Source organism: Cupriavidus mimosae (assembly GCF_023952485.1).
In the GTDB taxonomy this organism is placed as follows: Bacteria; Pseudomonadota; Gammaproteobacteria; order Burkholderiales; family Burkholderiaceae; genus Cupriavidus; species Cupriavidus taiwanensis_C.
Genome location: NZ_JALHRY010000027.1, coordinates 1 through 15,353 on the forward strand (window position 1 = coordinate 1; position 15,353 = coordinate 15,353).

The 15,353-nt window shown below is 62.9% G+C and carries 17 protein-coding genes; 6 read left to right on the plus strand and 11 right to left on the minus strand.

The features are described from left to right. From MKD50_RS28590 to MKD50_RS28615, 6 genes are all read left to right on the plus strand, one after another. A partial coding sequence (locus MKD50_RS28590; protein WP_147298081.1) for a DEAD/DEAH box helicase occupies positions 1 to 277 on the plus strand: 277 nt, incomplete at its 5' end. 48 nt (positions 278 to 325) lie between these two features. Further along, the gene (locus MKD50_RS28595) at positions 326 to 691 is read left to right on the plus strand and encodes a calcium-binding protein (RefSeq protein WP_012354507.1); all 366 of its coding nucleotides are present in this window, start codon (positions 326 to 328) and stop codon (positions 689 to 691) included. Between the two features lie 162 nt (positions 692 to 853). Continuing rightward, positions 854 to 1,642 carry a DUF6884 domain-containing protein gene (locus MKD50_RS28600; protein ID WP_240074692.1) on the plus strand — a complete coding sequence of 263 codons (789 nt, stop codon included), beginning with the start codon at positions 854 to 856 and terminating at the stop codon, positions 1,640 to 1,642. After that, positions 1,639 to 1,971, plus strand: coding sequence for a hypothetical protein (locus MKD50_RS28605; RefSeq protein ID WP_012354509.1), 333 nt, complete (start codon positions 1,639 to 1,641; stop codon positions 1,969 to 1,971). The genes MKD50_RS28600 and MKD50_RS28605 overlap by 4 nt, the downstream gene beginning before the upstream one ends. Before the next feature lie 320 nt (positions 1,972 to 2,291). Continuing rightward, positions 2,292 to 3,239 carry a tyrosine-type recombinase/integrase gene (locus MKD50_RS28610; RefSeq protein ID WP_012354510.1) on the plus strand — a complete coding sequence of 316 codons (948 nt, stop codon included), beginning with the start codon at positions 2,292 to 2,294 and terminating at the stop codon, positions 3,237 to 3,239. A gap of 428 nt (positions 3,240 to 3,667) precedes the next feature. After that, positions 3,668 to 4,099: an HU family DNA-binding protein gene (locus tag MKD50_RS28615; RefSeq protein WP_012354512.1), complete on the plus strand. Its 432-nt coding sequence runs from the start codon at positions 3,668 to 3,670 to the stop codon at positions 4,097 to 4,099. A gap of 853 nt (positions 4,100 to 4,952) precedes the next feature. Here the strand turns inward: MKD50_RS28615 and MKD50_RS28620 are convergent. The 11 genes from MKD50_RS28620 to MKD50_RS28670 form a co-directional block, all read right to left on the minus strand. Then, on the minus strand, positions 4,953 to 5,471 hold the full coding sequence (locus MKD50_RS28620) for a hypothetical protein (RefSeq protein ID WP_012354514.1): 519 nt from the start codon (positions 5,469 to 5,471) through the stop codon (positions 4,953 to 4,955). Between the two features lie 85 nt (positions 5,472 to 5,556). Further along, entirely contained in the window at positions 5,557 to 5,787 is a 231-nt protein-coding gene (locus MKD50_RS28625) for a hypothetical protein (protein WP_012354515.1), read from the minus strand. Positions 5,788 to 5,955: 168 nt separating this feature from the next. After that, the gene (locus MKD50_RS28630) at positions 5,956 to 6,456 is read right to left on the minus strand and encodes a hypothetical protein (RefSeq protein WP_240074693.1); all 501 of its coding nucleotides are present in this window, start codon (positions 6,454 to 6,456) and stop codon (positions 5,956 to 5,958) included. 84 nt (positions 6,457 to 6,540) lie between these two features. Beyond that, entirely contained in the window at positions 6,541 to 8,862 is a 2,322-nt protein-coding gene (locus MKD50_RS28635; RefSeq protein ID WP_012354517.1) for an AAA family ATPase, read from the minus strand. Continuing rightward, on the minus strand, positions 8,850 to 9,380 hold the full coding sequence (locus tag MKD50_RS28640; RefSeq protein WP_012354518.1) for a hypothetical protein: 531 nt from the start codon (positions 9,378 to 9,380) through the stop codon (positions 8,850 to 8,852). The genes MKD50_RS28635 and MKD50_RS28640 overlap by 13 nt, the downstream gene beginning before the upstream one ends. A 176-nt stretch (positions 9,381 to 9,556) precedes the next feature. Then, on the minus strand, positions 9,557 to 10,984 hold the full coding sequence (locus MKD50_RS28645; protein WP_012354519.1) for a metallophosphoesterase family protein: 1,428 nt from the start codon (positions 10,982 to 10,984) through the stop codon (positions 9,557 to 9,559). Between the two features lie 110 nt (positions 10,985 to 11,094). Next, positions 11,095 to 12,492, minus strand: coding sequence for a group II intron reverse transcriptase/maturase (gene ltrA / locus MKD50_RS28650; RefSeq protein WP_012354520.1), 1,398 nt, complete (start codon positions 12,490 to 12,492; stop codon positions 11,095 to 11,097). Positions 12,493 to 13,002: 510 nt separating this feature from the next. Continuing rightward, positions 13,003 to 13,710, minus strand: coding sequence for a hypothetical protein (locus MKD50_RS28655; RefSeq protein ID WP_012354521.1), 708 nt, complete (start codon positions 13,708 to 13,710; stop codon positions 13,003 to 13,005). A gap of 1 nt (position 13,711) precedes the next feature. Beyond that, entirely contained in the window at positions 13,712 to 14,503 is a 792-nt protein-coding gene (locus tag MKD50_RS28660; protein ID WP_012354522.1) for a hypothetical protein, read from the minus strand. Positions 14,504 to 14,590: 87 nt separating this feature from the next. Next, positions 14,591 to 14,824 (minus strand): hypothetical protein, encoded by a 234-nt coding sequence (locus tag MKD50_RS28665; RefSeq protein ID WP_012354523.1) that lies wholly within the window; start codon positions 14,822 to 14,824, stop codon positions 14,591 to 14,593. Positions 14,825 to 14,835: 11 nt separating this feature from the next. Then, entirely contained in the window at positions 14,836 to 15,321 is a 486-nt protein-coding gene (locus MKD50_RS28670) for a hypothetical protein (RefSeq protein ID WP_012354524.1), read from the minus strand. Between the last annotated feature and the right edge of the window lie 32 nt (positions 15,322 to 15,353).

Here is a 15,353-nt window from a genome sequence, read left to right on the forward strand (position 1 = left end):
CGTTGAGAATCAGGCCACCGACCGCGCGCACCGTCTCGGGCAAGACAAGCCCGTGTTCGTCTACAAACTGATCACCGCGGGCAGCGTCGAAGAGAAAATCGTCGCGATGCAGGAACACAAGGCAGCGCTTGCCGAGGCCATCCTGTCGGAAGCTGGCGCCGGCGCCGCCAAGTTCTCCGCCGAAGACATCGAGGCGCTGTTCGAACCGATCCCGGCTGCACCCACCGTCGTCGCGTTAGCCGCGAAGCCACGGGTTCGTACCAAAGCGGGAACATAATCTGGCCTTGCTGCGACGCATTGTCGGCATCTGACCACCCCAAACCCCATGGCAAAGCCAGGCGTCAACCAACACGAACAGCGAATCTCGATGGAGATTGTGGTCGACGCGTACACCGAAGAAGAATGCGCGATGGCGTGGTACTGCCATCTTGAGGACAGCCTAAGCTTTCCCTTCGAAGCGCGGGTACATCAGGCCATGGCCGCGTCCCCGCTACGTGCTGGCGAGCGAGTCTCCGTCATCGTCCTCGCTCATGACCAGCTGTGCCGCGTTGCCATCTTCGTGCGCGCACAGCACAACCGGCGTGAACTCGTCGTGCCCCTTGCCCAGCTCGTTCCGGTCCGAGCCGACCAAAGTACTCGACTTGCTGTCTCCGACTGGCACTACTGGTGCGACCAAGGTTACAGCTTCTGAGTCCCACACCGTCGCCGACTGCGTCCTCCGACTGAGTCACCACGAACAATAAACACCTGACGGCCGCGAAGGGCCCGTTCGACGTCTTGTCAGCCCACTCCGCGTCAGGCGGCGGCGCGTGGTTGCCTTGACTTTGGTGGCGGGTCTGTAGAGTGAAAAGCAATGCAACGCAACTCCATGCCCATGCTTTCGACTATGCAGCTTTCCCTTTTCCCCCACGCAACAATACCCCGCCCCGATGCCAGCGAGCCGGTCCTGCTCCTGATGGCCTGCTCGAGCACAAAGCTCGATCGGGATGCGCGCGCCATCGACCTATACCGGGGCGTGATGTACGAATCGTACCGGGCACACGTGCGCAGCGATGCGGCGCCCCGTGTTTTGATCCTATCCGCGCGCCACGGTTTCCTGCAACCCGACACCAAGATCGCCCCCTACGATGAGCCCATGACGCGGCAACGCGCCGACCAAATGGTGGCCGACTTGTCGCGCTACCTGCGGCCCGCTGCGTGGCCAACCCGTATCGGCAAAGTGATGCTCGCCGGGGGCAAAGAGTATCGGCGCGTCATGCATGCCGCGCTGGCCCGCCAGTACGGTCCCACACTGCCTGCCCTGCAGGAAACCAGTGGTGGCATCGGCATGCAGCGGTCGCAGCTCGGCGCTTTCCTGGACGGCTTGACGTCGGTCTTCCGCCACCGGATCGGCCAGCATGCCAACGGCACACCGCTCTATCGTGGGTACGGATGGATCGAGGCCGGCGCCATCGCCACCCTGCTCTACCGGGCCGCGCCCGCTCTTCCCTCGCGCCAGGCTCGCGTGCTCTCCGTCTTCCAGGGGCCGGGCGGCCCCACCGCCGACGTCGAAGTGGAAGAGTTCGTACGCGGCCGCGCGAAAATCTGCCCGCGTTGGGTCAGCGTCCGGGATCTCCATCCGTCCACCGAGGTGCTGGCATGAGCGATTTTGACCGACAGCTGCATCGGGATGCGGTTGAGCTGTGCCAAACCGGGCCAGCAACGCCCGACAAACTCGTGGCACTGGCCCATGCAGGGCTCAAGGCGTGGGCGAAGGTCGGCAATCTGCAGTTCCCTCCCGAAAGGCGGTATGCACTGCTCCAACAAATCATGCGTTACTGCGCCTGGGAATGCCTGCTGGCGTGCTGCTTCACGCAGGCGGACCGCTTGGAGCGGATCGCGGAGATGCTGGACGCCGCCTACCCTCGCTACGCCTGCACCCGCGCACGACTCGACGCGCGCCGCAACCGCTATGGACGCCCGCGGTTCTGACCACTGACTGGCAGTGTCCCGTCTCACAGTAAATGGACGACAGGCTCCCGAAGAATCAACAAGTTGGACTCCTGTGTCTCAAGATAATTGGGCTGGATTCTCACAGTAAGTGGGCTAATGGTGCGATCTGTCTCACAGTTAATGGGTACACGGAGGCGGCGTCCCGGCCGGTTTGCCACCGGTTGGCACCTATATAGTCCTCCCTCCGCCTTTTACCCAACTTTGAGAATCCAACCCACTAACTGTGAAACAAAACTCAACAACTTTGAGACGTGACACTGGCAGTCATATCCGCCGCGTAGCGGTGGCAGGGGTGTGCGATGGGCCAAATTCAGTATATAACAGCGTGCATGACCCAAATGGACTCCCTCTGGTTGAGCAACCCAACGCAAGCGTACGGGGACTGGCAGGTTCGCGAAGCGGCCGGCGCTGATGGCCGCCCCTTCTCGGCGCGCTCGATCGTCCAGCATCAGGCGATGTTCGAGCATTTTCGTCGGCATCTGCTAGCAAGAGGCACGACCATTGCCTCATTTGGCACAGCCGACGTCGACGCGTTCTGGCAAACCCACAATGGCCGCACATACTCCCAGGCAACCCGCATGCGGTATGTGAAGTTGCTGGACCGGCTGTGCCGACACCTGGTCTTCACCGGCGTACGGCAGGACAACCCAGCCGCTGCCCTGCTTTCAGCTGAACGCTGGCCAGACCAGGAGCCGACGCCTCAGTTCCTGACCGAAGCCGTGGACGCACGGCTGCAGGCGTATCTGCAATCGCCTCCTGACGATCTGGCCAGTTTGCGCAGCCAAGCAATTGTCGCGGCATTCCTCGGTACCGGCATTACCGCGGCGGAAGCGCGCGCAGCCCGCTGTGCGGATCTGTGGCCGGACGCGACGCCACCCTACCTTGTCGTGCGGGCACATGGACTACGAGACGCCCGAACGGTTCACCTGGCCAGCTTCGCGGTACCGCCGCTGCGGGCCTGGAGCACTCGGCGTGCGGCCCTAGCCATCGAGGGCGAGTTGCTTTTCACGCTTACCCCAGAGGGTCTGCCGATCACCGACATGAGCTTCGGCCGAATCGTGTCTGAAATCCTCAACGCGATCGGCGCCACCAACGTCGAAACGAGCCCGCGCACGCTGCGCAATACCTTCTGCCGCCGCCAACTTCTGGCGGGCCAACCACGGGACGAAGTCAGCCAAATGCTCGGACTTGCCAGCAACCGGACCTGCGACCGAATTTTTGCCACCATCCATCAACCAACAATCTAGCGGAACACGCTAGCGCTACAGAGGGACCAACAATGCCGGCACCGTACCAGAGCCATATGGACATCCCGCGGGACACTGTCAAAGCCATCTACCGCAGCGCGATTGATCCGCGGGCTAGTGACGGCGAAGGTGCCGCCTGGTGGGACGCTGTCGCTGCGGAAGTGCTGGCCGTCGCTCGCGCGGAGATGAATAACGCCGCAGCCGCGGCCATCATTGCCTGGTGGCATCATGACTGGAGCCAGGTGAGCGATTCGCCGAAGGCAGCTGCCGCGCGTATACGCCGCGCATCCCGGGCCCTTTCACGGCGAGTCCGCCAGTGAAGTGCGGGGAATTTCCTGCTTGCATAGGCGCCGGGTTTTGCTATTCTTCGCCGGTGCGCTGCAGGTCAGATCCGGCTTGCAGGCGCGCATTTCCAACCAGATACGACCATGGCCACGAAAGCGAAACCTGTAGCAAAGACTGCAACGAAGACCGCAGCTAAGAAGGCTGCCCCGGCCAAAAAGGCCGCTCCTGCCAAAAAGGCTGCCGCTGCCGCCCCGGTAGCCAAGCCGCTGAAGGACACCTTCAACAAGTCCAGCCTGCTGGCACACCTGGTTGCCCAGACCGAGCTGGACAAGAAGACCGTTCAGACCGTGCTGGCTCACCTGGAGAACACCGTGCTGAGCGCGGTCCACAAGAAGGGTGCTGGCGAATTCACCCTGCCGGGTCTCTTCAAGGTGTCGGCCATTCAGGTGCCGGCCACCAAGAAGCGCTTTGGAAAAAACCCCTTCACTGGCCAGGAGCAATGGTTCGCCGCGAAGCCGGCCAGCGTGAAGGTGAAGGTGCGCCCGCTCAAGAAGCTGAAAGACGCTGCCGCTTAATCGCCTAAAAGGCGTAAACGGAAAAGGCCCGACATCGCAAGATGTCGGGCCTTTTCCCATGTAAAGACAACAACTAACATGAAGGATTTCAAGAAGAAGCGGGCCCGCAGCCCGGAGTGTAACGGGCCCTCCCGTCGATGGTTTAGCGAGTAAGCTTTTCGAGAGAGACTCGCGCCATGTCTGGCAAGGCTCGAACGAAGAATACGTCGGCCACGTAGTAGCAGGCGATGAACTCCGCGACTTCATCGATTACCGATTCCGGGTCTTGGTCACCAATCCAGAAGCAAAAGATTGAGTCATTGTCGGATTCCGGTTTTTCGCTTACAGGCAGCGTTCCCGCCATGTGCGTTGGACATGAATCTGCCCATTCCGCTGGGCAGCTTTCCCGGAAGGGAATCAAAGTCAGCGCTGGCGCATAGGGTACTTTGAGCCGTGCTCTTGGCGTCGATCGCTGCTTAGACGACCGACCATCGCCCGGGCCGGCATGTTGTTGTCCGGAATCCCCAGATGCTGTCTGGTCACTGGCGCTATGGGCCGCTGAGAGCGCGCCAGAGAGACTCTTATTAATCATGATTGGTTCGAAATAGAAATCGCCCTCGCCCCATTTGGGGCACCGGGCACGATTGAGGCAGGATTTTAGGCGCGTACTGCAGCGCTAGCGCTACGAAATCGATGACAGCGTCTGCCTCGTCTGGGAGGCGAAGAATTCCCGCTCGTAACCACCGACCCGCAATACCTCGCTAGCCAGTTGGCTGAAGCCGGCGCGCGCCCTCCGCAGGGCCGCCAGAGCCCATCGAACTCCGAGTCATGCAGCCCGATATTGACAATCGGGTTCATTGACGCTCCTTCAGTGTCAGCCAGCAGCAACCTGCGGATGCAGTCTGCGAAGCTCCTTCGGGTTGGTGTTGATGTATGTGCGCATCCCGTCCAGCTCGATCACGAGGTGGTGGTCAAGACAGGCGGCATACGACGATACCTCGACCTCCTTGGCCGACTCAAAGGCGGCCAGGACCCTCGCACGGTCAACGTCTGCACCCACCCATGCAAACACGCGGATGAATGTATGTACCTTCTTGCCGCGAGGCAGCAACTTTGCGGCGTGTTCCGCCGAAATCATGATTTTTGTCATAGTGTGAGATGTAGATTGCAGGCCAGCACCTGCACGATTGAACGAGAAATTCGCTTCGCGCTTTACGTGAATGTCACCACGGCCGTCAGACCGGATCGTGGATCGAGTCGGACAGACTGGCCAGGGTTCAAGCTTTGGAATCCGCTCCATGACCTCATAGGCGGGCACGCATGAGCCCGGCTGCTTGCCGTCCATGTCATCGATGCTGGGCCCCATGATGGCGATTACGAGCATCACACTCATGAAGTCGCTTCACCGGTTGTTGGCCGGGCCTTCTATAGGAAGCAATAAACCCTCGATGAGCGAGGGCGGCATGTGCGTGCATGGCTCACAGCCAGCCCGGACGAACAAGTTTCATGAGCTTTCGCGTGTTGCGTAGGGCCCGCACGCGAAGCACGATACACAACGCTGCCATGGCTGCATCAGCGCCGAAGCAACACAGCAACTGCCAATGGAGAAGGGCCGCATCGGGAGTCGTGACGCGAAAGTACAGCGCCAGCGACAGCATCGCCACCACAGCAAGGACAGCAGTGCCAGTAACGCGAGAGTGGATAAACATGGACAGGCTCCGGAAATGGACGGAGCCTTGCCCATAGGGAAGGCCCCTATGGGTGAAAGAAATTTGCTGACTGGTGCCAGCGAGGTCGATGCGTCGATGACGCGGGTAGTAGTCAGATTCTAGCGAGAAGCGCACGCGGCGACAATCCGCCGTCGAGGAGGCCTACACTCATTTGTCGTCCGAAGACGCGAGCATGGCGACCTCACAGAGGACATAGCGCGAGAACATCGCGTCGAAGTCCTCTTTCTGCTTGCCTGAGAAAAAGACACCGGCCACGTCGCCGTGGTCGATCTTCAGGCGCAGCTGCACCGCCAGACAGGCTGCATGCAGGGCATCCTCCACCAGCCCCGAAATGAGCATGCTTACCTTTTCCATCCCGCTCGCCAGCCAAGTATCCAGTGCCTGCTGGACCTGGTTTGCCGCCTCGCAAAACGCTTCAGCATCGCTTTCGGTGACGCGGGGAAAGAGGCGCGGTAGGTCGCCATCGTCCGCACACAGTCCCCCGAATTCGTTGGCGTCGACGTAGTCGTGAAGCGCGCTGAAGGTCTTTACTGTCGGCGGTATGCGGCCCGAAGCGATCTCCTGTCGGATTTGAGCCTTTCCCAATTCGATCGCGTTGGCGACGAACTCCTCCTGCTCCGCGGTCAGCTTCATTGTCGTTGCATTCATGGTGTCATCTCGGAAGTCATAGAAAAAAGGCCCGCACCCCTTTCGGGAATGCGGGCATGATCAGAAAGGAACGGAGTCGCGGCGCTACAGAGCCGCGAGCGCCACGACGTCGATGACGGCATCGGCTTCATCCACGAGATCGGGCGTCTGGCTGATGAAGAATTCCCGCTCGTAGCCGCCAAGCCGGAGCACCTCGCGCTTCATCTGCATGAAGGCACGTTTGCGCTCCGGATCGAGCGGCCCGTCCGCTTCGTCGGTGAACAGGGTCTGGAACGGCTGCTGCGTGTCTTGCGCCCGGTACAGGGCGATTCCACGCGTCAGGCATTCGTTGATCCACACCTTCTGGCCGCCACTCAGCACCGAGAAATCCTTCGTCGTGCCGTTGTCCGCGTCAAGAACGCTGATGGCGAAGCCCTCCCGGGCGTCACCATTGGCCAGCTTCGTCTGGGTCTGGATGGCGACCGTGAAGCGCCTTCCGTAGCACGCCAGCAGCAGGTCATTGACCATCGCGGTGATGGCAGGGCCCGCGTCGTCGATCGACAGGGCAATGACGCCATCGTTGCCGAGACCCTTGGCAAGCAGCTTCCATTGGGCAATCTCGTCGGACAGGCGCTGGACCCGTGATTCCAGACCGTCCAGCCCGGCAAGCTCCCGCTCGATCAGACTGCGCTCGGTGGCCAAGGCGCTTTGCCGGCGGATCAGCGATTCGATCCGGCCGTCCAATGCACTGACCGCCTCGCGGCTGGCTGCAAGCCGACGATCGAGATCGGCAACGAGGCCCGTCACGTCCGTCACAGCCAGGCTGTCGCGCTCGCGCTGCAGGCTCGCCAGTTGCGTGTCCACGTCACGGATATCACGGTCGAGCCGCGCCTTCCGTTCGGTGTCCTCCGCGTCCAGGGTCACGAGATCGCGTTGCGCCAAGTCCAATGCGGCCGCCGAAGCATCGAGCAGAGGCTTCTTCGCTGCAAGCCCCGTGAGGCGCTGCAGATCTGAATTGCCCTGCTCGACTTCCTGCCGCAGCGCTGCAACGGCGCGGCGCACCTCATTGAGCCGCGCCAGCGCTTGGCCCAACTGCTGCAAGGCTTCCTGCTTTGCCTTGTAGCTGGTACGCAGGTTCGCCACTTCGATGACCTGTGGCTCGAGCTTGCCCTTGGCTTCGCGCGCTTGGGCCAGCAACGGACAACGCGCGTGCATGTCATGGCCAGCGCACGGCACCTGGTCCATCACTTCCGTCTGGGCCTTTAGCGTCTTGACCAACTGCGCCGCCACCGAGCCGCGGGATTCCATCCCCCTTAGCTCACTGGCGATCGCCGCGTGCTGGCCGGCAACGGGCTCCAGATCGGCAAGCTCCTTCTGCAGGCGGTCGAGTTCGCCGCGATGGCGGCCGAGAGCCAGCTGCGCTTCGTCACGCTGATGGGCTGCCGCCTTGATGGCTTCAGCCTGTGCAAGCGTGGACCGGTGCTCCGCAGCAAGGCGTTGCAGATCCTGCCGCCGCGCCGAAGCCTTCGACGCCGCAGCACGGGCGTCGCCGGCCAGCTGCTGCCGGCGGCCCGTCAGTTCACGATGGCGCTGGTCCAGCTCGCGCAAGCGTGCTTCGGTTCCGGCAGAAGCGGCCTGCTTGGCCGCCAGCGTCGCACGCTCCTGCTCCAGCTTGCTGCCGCTGGTGAGCAGTTCTGCGCGGCGGGCGCGCTCGGCGTCGAGTCCTTCGTCAATCTGGCAAATCTCCTGGGCGATCGCGTTCACGGTGTCGCGCTTGCCGGACAGCACAAGCACGTCCCGCTGCACCGTCTCCAAAGCCCGGTTCAACGCCTTGGCGACGTCGCCTGCCTTGGCCGACAACTCGCGCAGGTGGTCGATCCCGAGCAGCTCGGCGAGCAGCTTCTTGATCTCGGCAGGCTGATAGGTGGTAAGCGGCCGACGATTCTGGGCAGAGAAGACGCTCGTGAAGAATGCCTCGGCCGAACCCAGCACCGCCTCGAGGCAGAGACCATAGGTCTCCGCCTTGCCATCGGACAACGTTCCGTCGGCCAACTGCACCGGCTTCCAGTCGCCACCCACCTTCTCGAACAAGTAGTACTCCGCCTTGCGGCTCTTGCCCGGGTTACGGAATGCGAATGCCGACCGGTAGATCTTGCCGCCATGTTCCCATTCGAGATCCTTCTCTCCGCGCGGGGCGCACAGGTGGTCCCAGTACGAAAACGCGTCGGCCGACATCTTGGCCGCGTGGCTGGGCATGATCGGATACGGATGCAGGTTGTCCATGATCGTCGTCTTGCCGGCACCGTTCGGGCCGACAATGGCGATCAGCCCAGCGGGCAAGGAAGAGAGGTCGACGGTAATGCTGTCCCGTTGCATGCCGTCACGGATCCCGTGGAATCCTGCGAGGGTCAGCTTCAGTGGGCGCATTCGGACACCTCCATGCCGGTAAAGGAGTGGAGGTAGTCCGGCGGCACTTCCATCACGTCATCATCCAGCAACGGCATGTCTGCCGTCATGGATTGTTGGGCGGTGGGTGCGTCATGCGCGGGGTTGCCCGCGATCGCGCGCTCGACCGAGCGGCGTGCGGCCGCGAACTGCGCTGCGGCCATCGTCATGAGAGCATTCCAGTCCCCCTCGCCGGTCAGGGCGCGGAGTTCCAGCTCGCTCCACTGGGAAGCCAGGCCATGCGAGAACGACCAGATGAGGTCCTGCAGTTCCTTGGATGGCGCCACGGCATAGAAGGTGTTACCACCGGCCTCGCCCAGCGCCATCACCAGCATGTGGTCATGCTTGGCAATGACCGCGCCCCGGCCTGCGCCAAATGGCTCGTACAGCGTGCATGGGGTGAATCCATGCTGATCGGTCAGGCGCTTGGCCATCTCCGAACGATTGATAGACGTCTCGTCGACGAACAGCCACTGCGGGCCGGCGTGGTACAGGACCATGTTGCACTCCTCAGGATAGGACGGAGTGCGCCCCGGACGGGAAGCACCCGTCAGGGACAATGGAAAGAAATGGATACTGCTGGGTCGATGCGTCCAGGACGCGGGGTGAAACCGGGTTTCGACTGCCACAAAGGCAGTCGGAACATGGCTTGCATGCTCAAGGTGTTGGCGTATTGCTACGCAAAAAGGTCGTCGGTCAGCCACTCCATCTGCGGCGCTGCTGGAGGGGTCAAGCCCAGTGGTTCGGCACGCGTAGTTGGTACATCATCGACGGGCGTCGCGAACGGGCTGGCTCCGGATGGGAAATCCTCCGACCAGGCGGGCGATTCCGCGGGTTCCGGCGCCGGCATGCCGCGCAACTGCTCAAGCACGCCGTCAGCAATCGACTGCGCGTCAAGCGATTCCAGTAGCGCCAGCCGTTCCGCGAGAGGGCCTGTTGCAACACCGGTCAGTTCCCCCCACCGCGAAAGCTTCTCGAGTAGGCTTGCCGCACGGCTGATGCCTTCGGCACGGCTGCGCACGGCGGGCAGGACGCGGGCTTCGATCTTCAGCTCCGCGCTCTTGCCGAACAACGCCATGATGGCGTCGCGGTCGACCAGCTGCCGATGCTCTTCGTTCACCGTCCAGCGCACGCGCACGAACTTGTCGGCAGCCTCGGCCGCAACGGCAGCCAATGCGTCCATGTCCGGCGGGCCATCGAAGTCCACGCAGACCGTCTCGCGCGCGGGCGTCTCCACCAGCTGCGCGGTCGCCCGGCCCGGAACGATGTCCCATTGCAGGTATCCTTTGGCGCCGATCTCGCCGTAGTGGAAGCGTCCGATGGAGCCTGGATAGGCAACCACCCTGCCCTCCCGCTCCCATTGCTGGGCACGGTGGATGTGGCCGAGTAGGAAGCCATCGCACTCGGCCTCGAACAGGGCTCCGATCCTGAACTCATGATCGAAGCCTGCCATGGGCACGCCGTGCTCGGTCTGGCAGCCATTGACCGTGCCGTGCGAGACGCCGACCGTGGCGATTCCCCGACTGCGCAAGCGAGCGTTCATCGTGCCCGCCGCCACCAGGTAGCTGGCCAGGTGGTCACCCACCGCGGTTGCCGCATTGGCCACGCCAGCGGCCGCAGCCAGCACCGCCTTGTTGACAGTCGGCACGCAGGTGAAGACAACCTTGGGCATGCCGTGTTGGGCCAGCAGGGCGTCAAACTCCGCGTCGGTGAAGATGGGACCACCAGACGGGTGAAACGCGCCGTCACACACCGCCACCTGGTGGATGCGATCAGCGACGTACACCGGATACTGCGCACCGATGAGCCTGAACACGTCCAGCGTGCCGGGCGGTTCGTGGCTAAATGTCCCTTGTAGCATCAAAACCGGGCAGTAGCCCGAGAGCCGATGGATGCGCCGCGCGAGCGATCCAAACGCCGGCGTGTGCGCATCGAGTCCGTGGTCCGTCGAATCGCCGGACACGACGGCCACGTGGCAGCCGGAGACGATGGCATTTTCAACTGCGAATCCGAAACACCGGTCGGCCTCGGCGAGGTTGCCGGGCGAGTAATGCAGGTCAGAGAAGTGGGCAAGCCACAAGGGTTCGCTCTCGTTGAGCATCATGCTACCTCCAAACGAAATGTGCCGGCGAAGTGCGGCAGGATTGAGTAGGGTGAGGGGTCACCCCCTCAGCCCTCTCACACCACCGTACGTGCGGTTCCGCATACGGCGGTTCACGAACGAGACTGCAAGCGCTGCTGAGTATCCAGCAGCGAGATCAACCCCAAGGCGTCGAAGTAGCCCTTCGGGAAGGCCGCGCCCATGTGGCGAGCCCCGGCATTCCACCATGGGCCCTGCCCGTTGCGAGCCGAGTGCCACGCGCGATCCTCCGTTAAGCCTTGCCGACGCAGCATCACAGTGCGGGTAGCACGGCTCTTGGCCTGCCGCCATAGCAAGCACCGCAGCCGGCGCCGTATCCACCCGTCCAGCTCCTCCAATGGCCGCTTGCTCTGGGTGTGCTGGAAGTACCCGATCCACCCGCGCAGCACCGGATTCAGCACCGCTATCGTGTGAGCCAGGCTCCTTCCTCGCCCTTTGCGCATCAGTTCCTTGATTCGTCCGGTCAGTCTTTGCAGACTTTCCGGGGCAATACGCAGCTTGGCCTGACGATGCGCTGTCAGGCTGTAGCCCAGGAACTTGCGTGCCCAAGGCCGCGCACAGGCACTCTTGGCCTCATTGACCTGCAGATTCAGCCGCTCCGCAAGGAACGTCATCATCCCGGCCAACAGCCTCTGTCCTGCTGCCTGGCTTCGGACGTAGATATTGCAGTCGTCCGCGTAGCGACAGAACGCCAACCCCCGCTTCTCGAGTTCACGGTCCCAATCCGTCAGCAGAATGTTCGACAGCAGCGGCGACAGCGGCCCGCCCTGCGGCGTGCCCTGCCTCCTCGCCTCGACCACCCCGCCACGCATTAGCCCCGCTTCCAGATACCGCCGGATCAGCTTGAGCACCCGGACATCCTTCACTTGCCGTGCCACCCGCGACATCAGGATGTCGTGGTTGACCCGGTCGAAGAACTTCTCAAGGTCGATGTCCACCACCCATCGCCGGCCTTCCTGCACGTACCGCTGTGCCTGCAAGACCGCCTGCTGGGCGCTGCGCCTCGGCCTGAAGCCATAGCTCGACTCGGAGAACCCCGGTTCGTAGAGCGGTTGGAGAACCTGCAGCAGCGCCTGCTGGATCAGCCGGTCCACCACCGTCGGGATGCCCAGTGTCCTCACCCCGCCCGAAGGCTTGGGAATGTCCACCGCGCGCACCGACTGCGGGATGTACTGACCACCCAGCAACGCCGCCCTGACGCTTGGCCAGCTCACCTTCAGCCAGTCACGCAACGCCGTCACCTCCAAGGCATCCACCCCGGCCGCACCGCCATTGCCGACCACCCTCCGGTACGCCAGCCACATGTTGCTTCTCTCGACCACCGCCTCCATCAGCGATGGCGCCCGCGCTTTCGTTTGCCCAACAGCCGCCGTGCCAGCCTCCGCACCCCCATCGGCCCCGGGCAGGTTCCGCCCGCCTTCCTCCGCTGTGGGCTGCACTCGTTCGTGCATTTGGGCTTCGTCGGTAAGCATCGAGGTCTGTCGTCCTAATCGCGCTCATTCATGTTCGGCCCTTCAGCGCCAACGGCTCGCCTAATATGGCCTCTGCTGACTTCTGCACCGCCATCCCGACACCTCTCGACGCCGGTAGCACCGTGGCAGCGGTACAGATCTCCCCGGGTATGACGCACCCACCTTCACGCTTATGCCTGTCGGATCTACGCCGCACCGTTCCGTGCAAGTACTGGGCTTTGGCCCTTTTTGCTGCCTTACCCAGATGCGTCGCCTCATATCCGCTTCCTGTTCGTCAGGCCAGCGCTTTGCCTCGGGCTTCCTTCAGACCCCCAGTCGCCCGGGGAACCCTTGCCTATGGCTAACACTTCCCCTTGCCGGGTGTGTAAGGGACTTTCACCCTCAAGTGAGTGCGCCCTGCCGGGCGCACAAAAAGAAAATGCCCCGTCGTCGACGGGGCAGGAGAAGGTGCCAAGCTGCTTAGGCAGCAGCCGGCTCTTGCAGGTGCTGGGCGACGAAGGCTAGAAGGCCTTATCCGAGACGCGCGGCGAACCGCAATTCCCAGTACTCGTTGTATTGCAGGACGTCCAACCCTGGGAAAGTCCGCCGCTGCTGCGCAGCGAATACCTCACCATGGTCGAACTGGCGCAGGCAACCTGCCAGGGCGGGCTCGCCCGCATCCTGCGCATACGCGGCCAGCGCTAGCAAGGCCGCGCGCACGTCGGCATGCGCGTCTGCTGCAACGCGCCGTGACGGACGCGCGGCAGCCACAGGCAACGAAGGCGCCTTGAGCCGCAGCCGCACGACTTTGGCGTGCCGGCGCACGGCATTGGGCTGATCGAACTGCAGCGCCGCAGCGAGCGTCTCGGCGACCTGCCGGTACGCCAACGCGCGGCCGCTGGCCTGGTACCGCTCGGCAAGCACCCGCCAGTAGCGGTCGAGATCGGGCGTATCGCCGGCGCGGATGGCCTCCCAGATGTTCGGGTGGCCGTTCACCGGAATGCGCGTCTCGTCGATGCACACGGGTGCGCCTTCGATGCCGAACTCCTTGCTTGCCCGATCGATCAGGCTCGCAACGAGGCGTCGAAGGAACCGACGAAAGTCGCCAGCCTGGTCGATAGGCACGGGAACGATCGTCGCATCGGCGCGGACCTGCGCGGCAAGCGCGCAGACCCGGTCATAGGCATCGAGCGAAGCGCCCTGCGCCGAGCGAAACGCCTCAACAAGCGCGTTGTACATCTCAGTGCCGTTCCTGCATGGCGTCCTGGCCGTACTCGCCCACGAACAGCATGAGCGGTTCAGCCAACTCGTGCGAGAACTTAAACTCCCACTTGTCGTTGTAGAGCGTGATGTCGAGGCCCGGCATGGACATCTTCTCGCGTGAGGTGTATTCCAGCTGATGCAGATCGATTCGCTGCAGCATGCTCGCCAGCACCGCGTTACCCGCCTTTCCGGCGAAGGTAGCCAGGCCTGACAGGCAGTCTGCCGTGGGCTGCGTGCTGTAGTAACCAACCCTGCGGCGGGCAGATTTCCACCCCGCCTCGGAATGGACGCTCTTTTTGAGCACGACGCCGGACGCGGTGCGCTTCACTTCCGCATTCCGGTGCAAGCCGAAGCCACGGACAATGCGTGCCGCAGCTTGCCGGTACGCGGTGGTGGCACCGCCGTCGCCGTTGTAGTACGCGCTGAGGGATGCCCAGAGCTGGTCGACATCGGGGATATTGCCTTTTTTCAGCGCCTTGCCGATATCCAGTCCGGCGCGGTCGAACTCGGCCTGGTTGTCGATATCGAGTCGCGCCCCCACCGGGGCGAACTCGCGACGCGCGCGGCTGACAACGTTCCCAGCCAGCGCGAAGCAGAACTTCTCAAGTTCGTCGTCCTGGCGGTACTCGGAACGCACGCCGACTGCAAAGAACGGCTCGCCTGCGCCTGTGCTGGCCAGCGCCTCGCGCTCAAACTGCGCGGCATCCTGGTAAGCCTGGCGGGCCGTACGCTGGGCCGCAATGAATTTCTCAATGATCTGGTTGTACATGTCGGTCTCTCAAGGAATATGGGAGACCGCCCCGTCGGGATGGTCTCCCGAGGGAATGAATCGGTGAATCAGGGCGGACGGAACCGCTTAAGTGGCCAGTTCCATCCAGCGCTGGGCGGACTCGCGGCTCATGTCGGTGGAGGCTTCCAGACGGACAGTGGCGCGGCCGCCATCGGGCGGGGTTTTGACTTCGTCTTCGCCTGCACCTTCGAGGTCATGGTCGACGACGATCACGGGGACGTGGGAGTCACTCCCAACGTACTGCACCAGGCCGCCGTCCAGATGCACAACGATCGTCGGCTTCGCAAGGGTGTTGGTCATGGCGTGGCCCCTCAGTGAATCGAGATGGCGCGGCCGATCGGCATGGGCATGAATCCCAGTGCCCACCACATCGCAGCCGGATGATTCGGAAAATCAGGAATCTCCGTACGCTGGAAGATGTCCGGTACAAGCTCGATCGCCGAGGGGCGGGCCCTCACCGTTTCGCGCCATTTCCCCTGCAAGCGCAGCCAGGTCAATTCGGCGCGAGCGATGTGATCCCATTCGCTGGGTAACAACGACTCGTTGAACAGGTCGGCGCCTTCCGCGGTTATAACGGCAACCACTTCGTGATAGCGGCCGAGTTCATGCGGGAAGCCGCGGCGGACAAACCGCAGGACTGTGGGATCCGGATTGCCGAAGATGCGCTGCAGCTGCCGGATGTACACCGCGCACTCGCGCCGCGAGCGTTCGCTGTAGTCGTCGCGACCAACCTGCGCGCACGCCTCCTCGGCCGGCACCGGGCCGACTTCAATTTCGATGGTGTTGAGTTTAAACATGGCGTTACCTCGAGAAAGTGGGAACGCCCCCA

Coding starts and splice junctions, on each gene's coding strand:
- MKD50_RS28670 (WP_012354524.1), bottom strand. CDS start 15,321: ATGTTTAAACTCAACACCATCGAAATTGAAGTCGGCCCGGTGCCGGCC.
- MKD50_RS28625 (WP_012354515.1), bottom strand. CDS start 5,787: ATGTTTATCCACTCTCGCGTTACTGGCACTGCTGTCCTTGCTGTGGTG.
- MKD50_RS28640 (WP_012354518.1), bottom strand. CDS start 9,380: ATGGTCCTGTACCACGCCGGCCCGCAGTGGCTGTTCGTCGACGAGACG.
- MKD50_RS28630 (WP_240074693.1), bottom strand. CDS start 6,456: ATGAATGCAACGACAATGAAGCTGACCGCGGAGCAGGAGGAGTTCGTC.
- MKD50_RS28615 (WP_012354512.1), top strand. CDS start 3,668: ATGGCCACGAAAGCGAAACCTGTAGCAAAGACTGCAACGAAGACCGCA.
- MKD50_RS28635 (WP_012354517.1), bottom strand. CDS start 8,862: ATGCGCCCACTGAAGCTGACCCTCGCAGGATTCCACGGGATCCGTGAC.
- MKD50_RS28645 (WP_012354519.1), bottom strand. CDS start 10,984: ATGATGCTCAACGAGAGCGAACCCTTGTGGCTTGCCCACTTCTCTGAC.
- MKD50_RS28605 (WP_012354509.1), top strand. CDS start 1,639: ATGAGCGATTTTGACCGACAGCTGCATCGGGATGCGGTTGAGCTGTGC.
- ltrA (WP_012354520.1), bottom strand. CDS start 12,492: ATGCTTACCGACGAAGCCCAAATGCACGAACGAGTGCAGCCCACAGCG.
- MKD50_RS28655 (WP_012354521.1), bottom strand. CDS start 13,710: ATGTACAACGCGCTTGTTGAGGCGTTTCGCTCGGCGCAGGGCGCTTCG.
- MKD50_RS28600 (WP_240074692.1), top strand. CDS start 854: ATGCAACGCAACTCCATGCCCATGCTTTCGACTATGCAGCTTTCCCTT.
- MKD50_RS28610 (WP_012354510.1), top strand. CDS start 2,292: ATGGGCCAAATTCAGTATATAACAGCGTGCATGACCCAAATGGACTCC.
- MKD50_RS28620 (WP_012354514.1), bottom strand. CDS start 5,471: ATGAGTGTGATGCTCGTAATCGCCATCATGGGGCCCAGCATCGATGAC.
- MKD50_RS28660 (WP_012354522.1), bottom strand. CDS start 14,503: ATGTACAACCAGATCATTGAGAAATTCATTGCGGCCCAGCGTACGGCC.
- MKD50_RS28665 (WP_012354523.1), bottom strand. CDS start 14,824: ATGACCAACACCCTTGCGAAGCCGACGATCGTTGTGCATCTGGACGGC.
- MKD50_RS28595 (WP_012354507.1), top strand. CDS start 326: ATGGCAAAGCCAGGCGTCAACCAACACGAACAGCGAATCTCGATGGAG.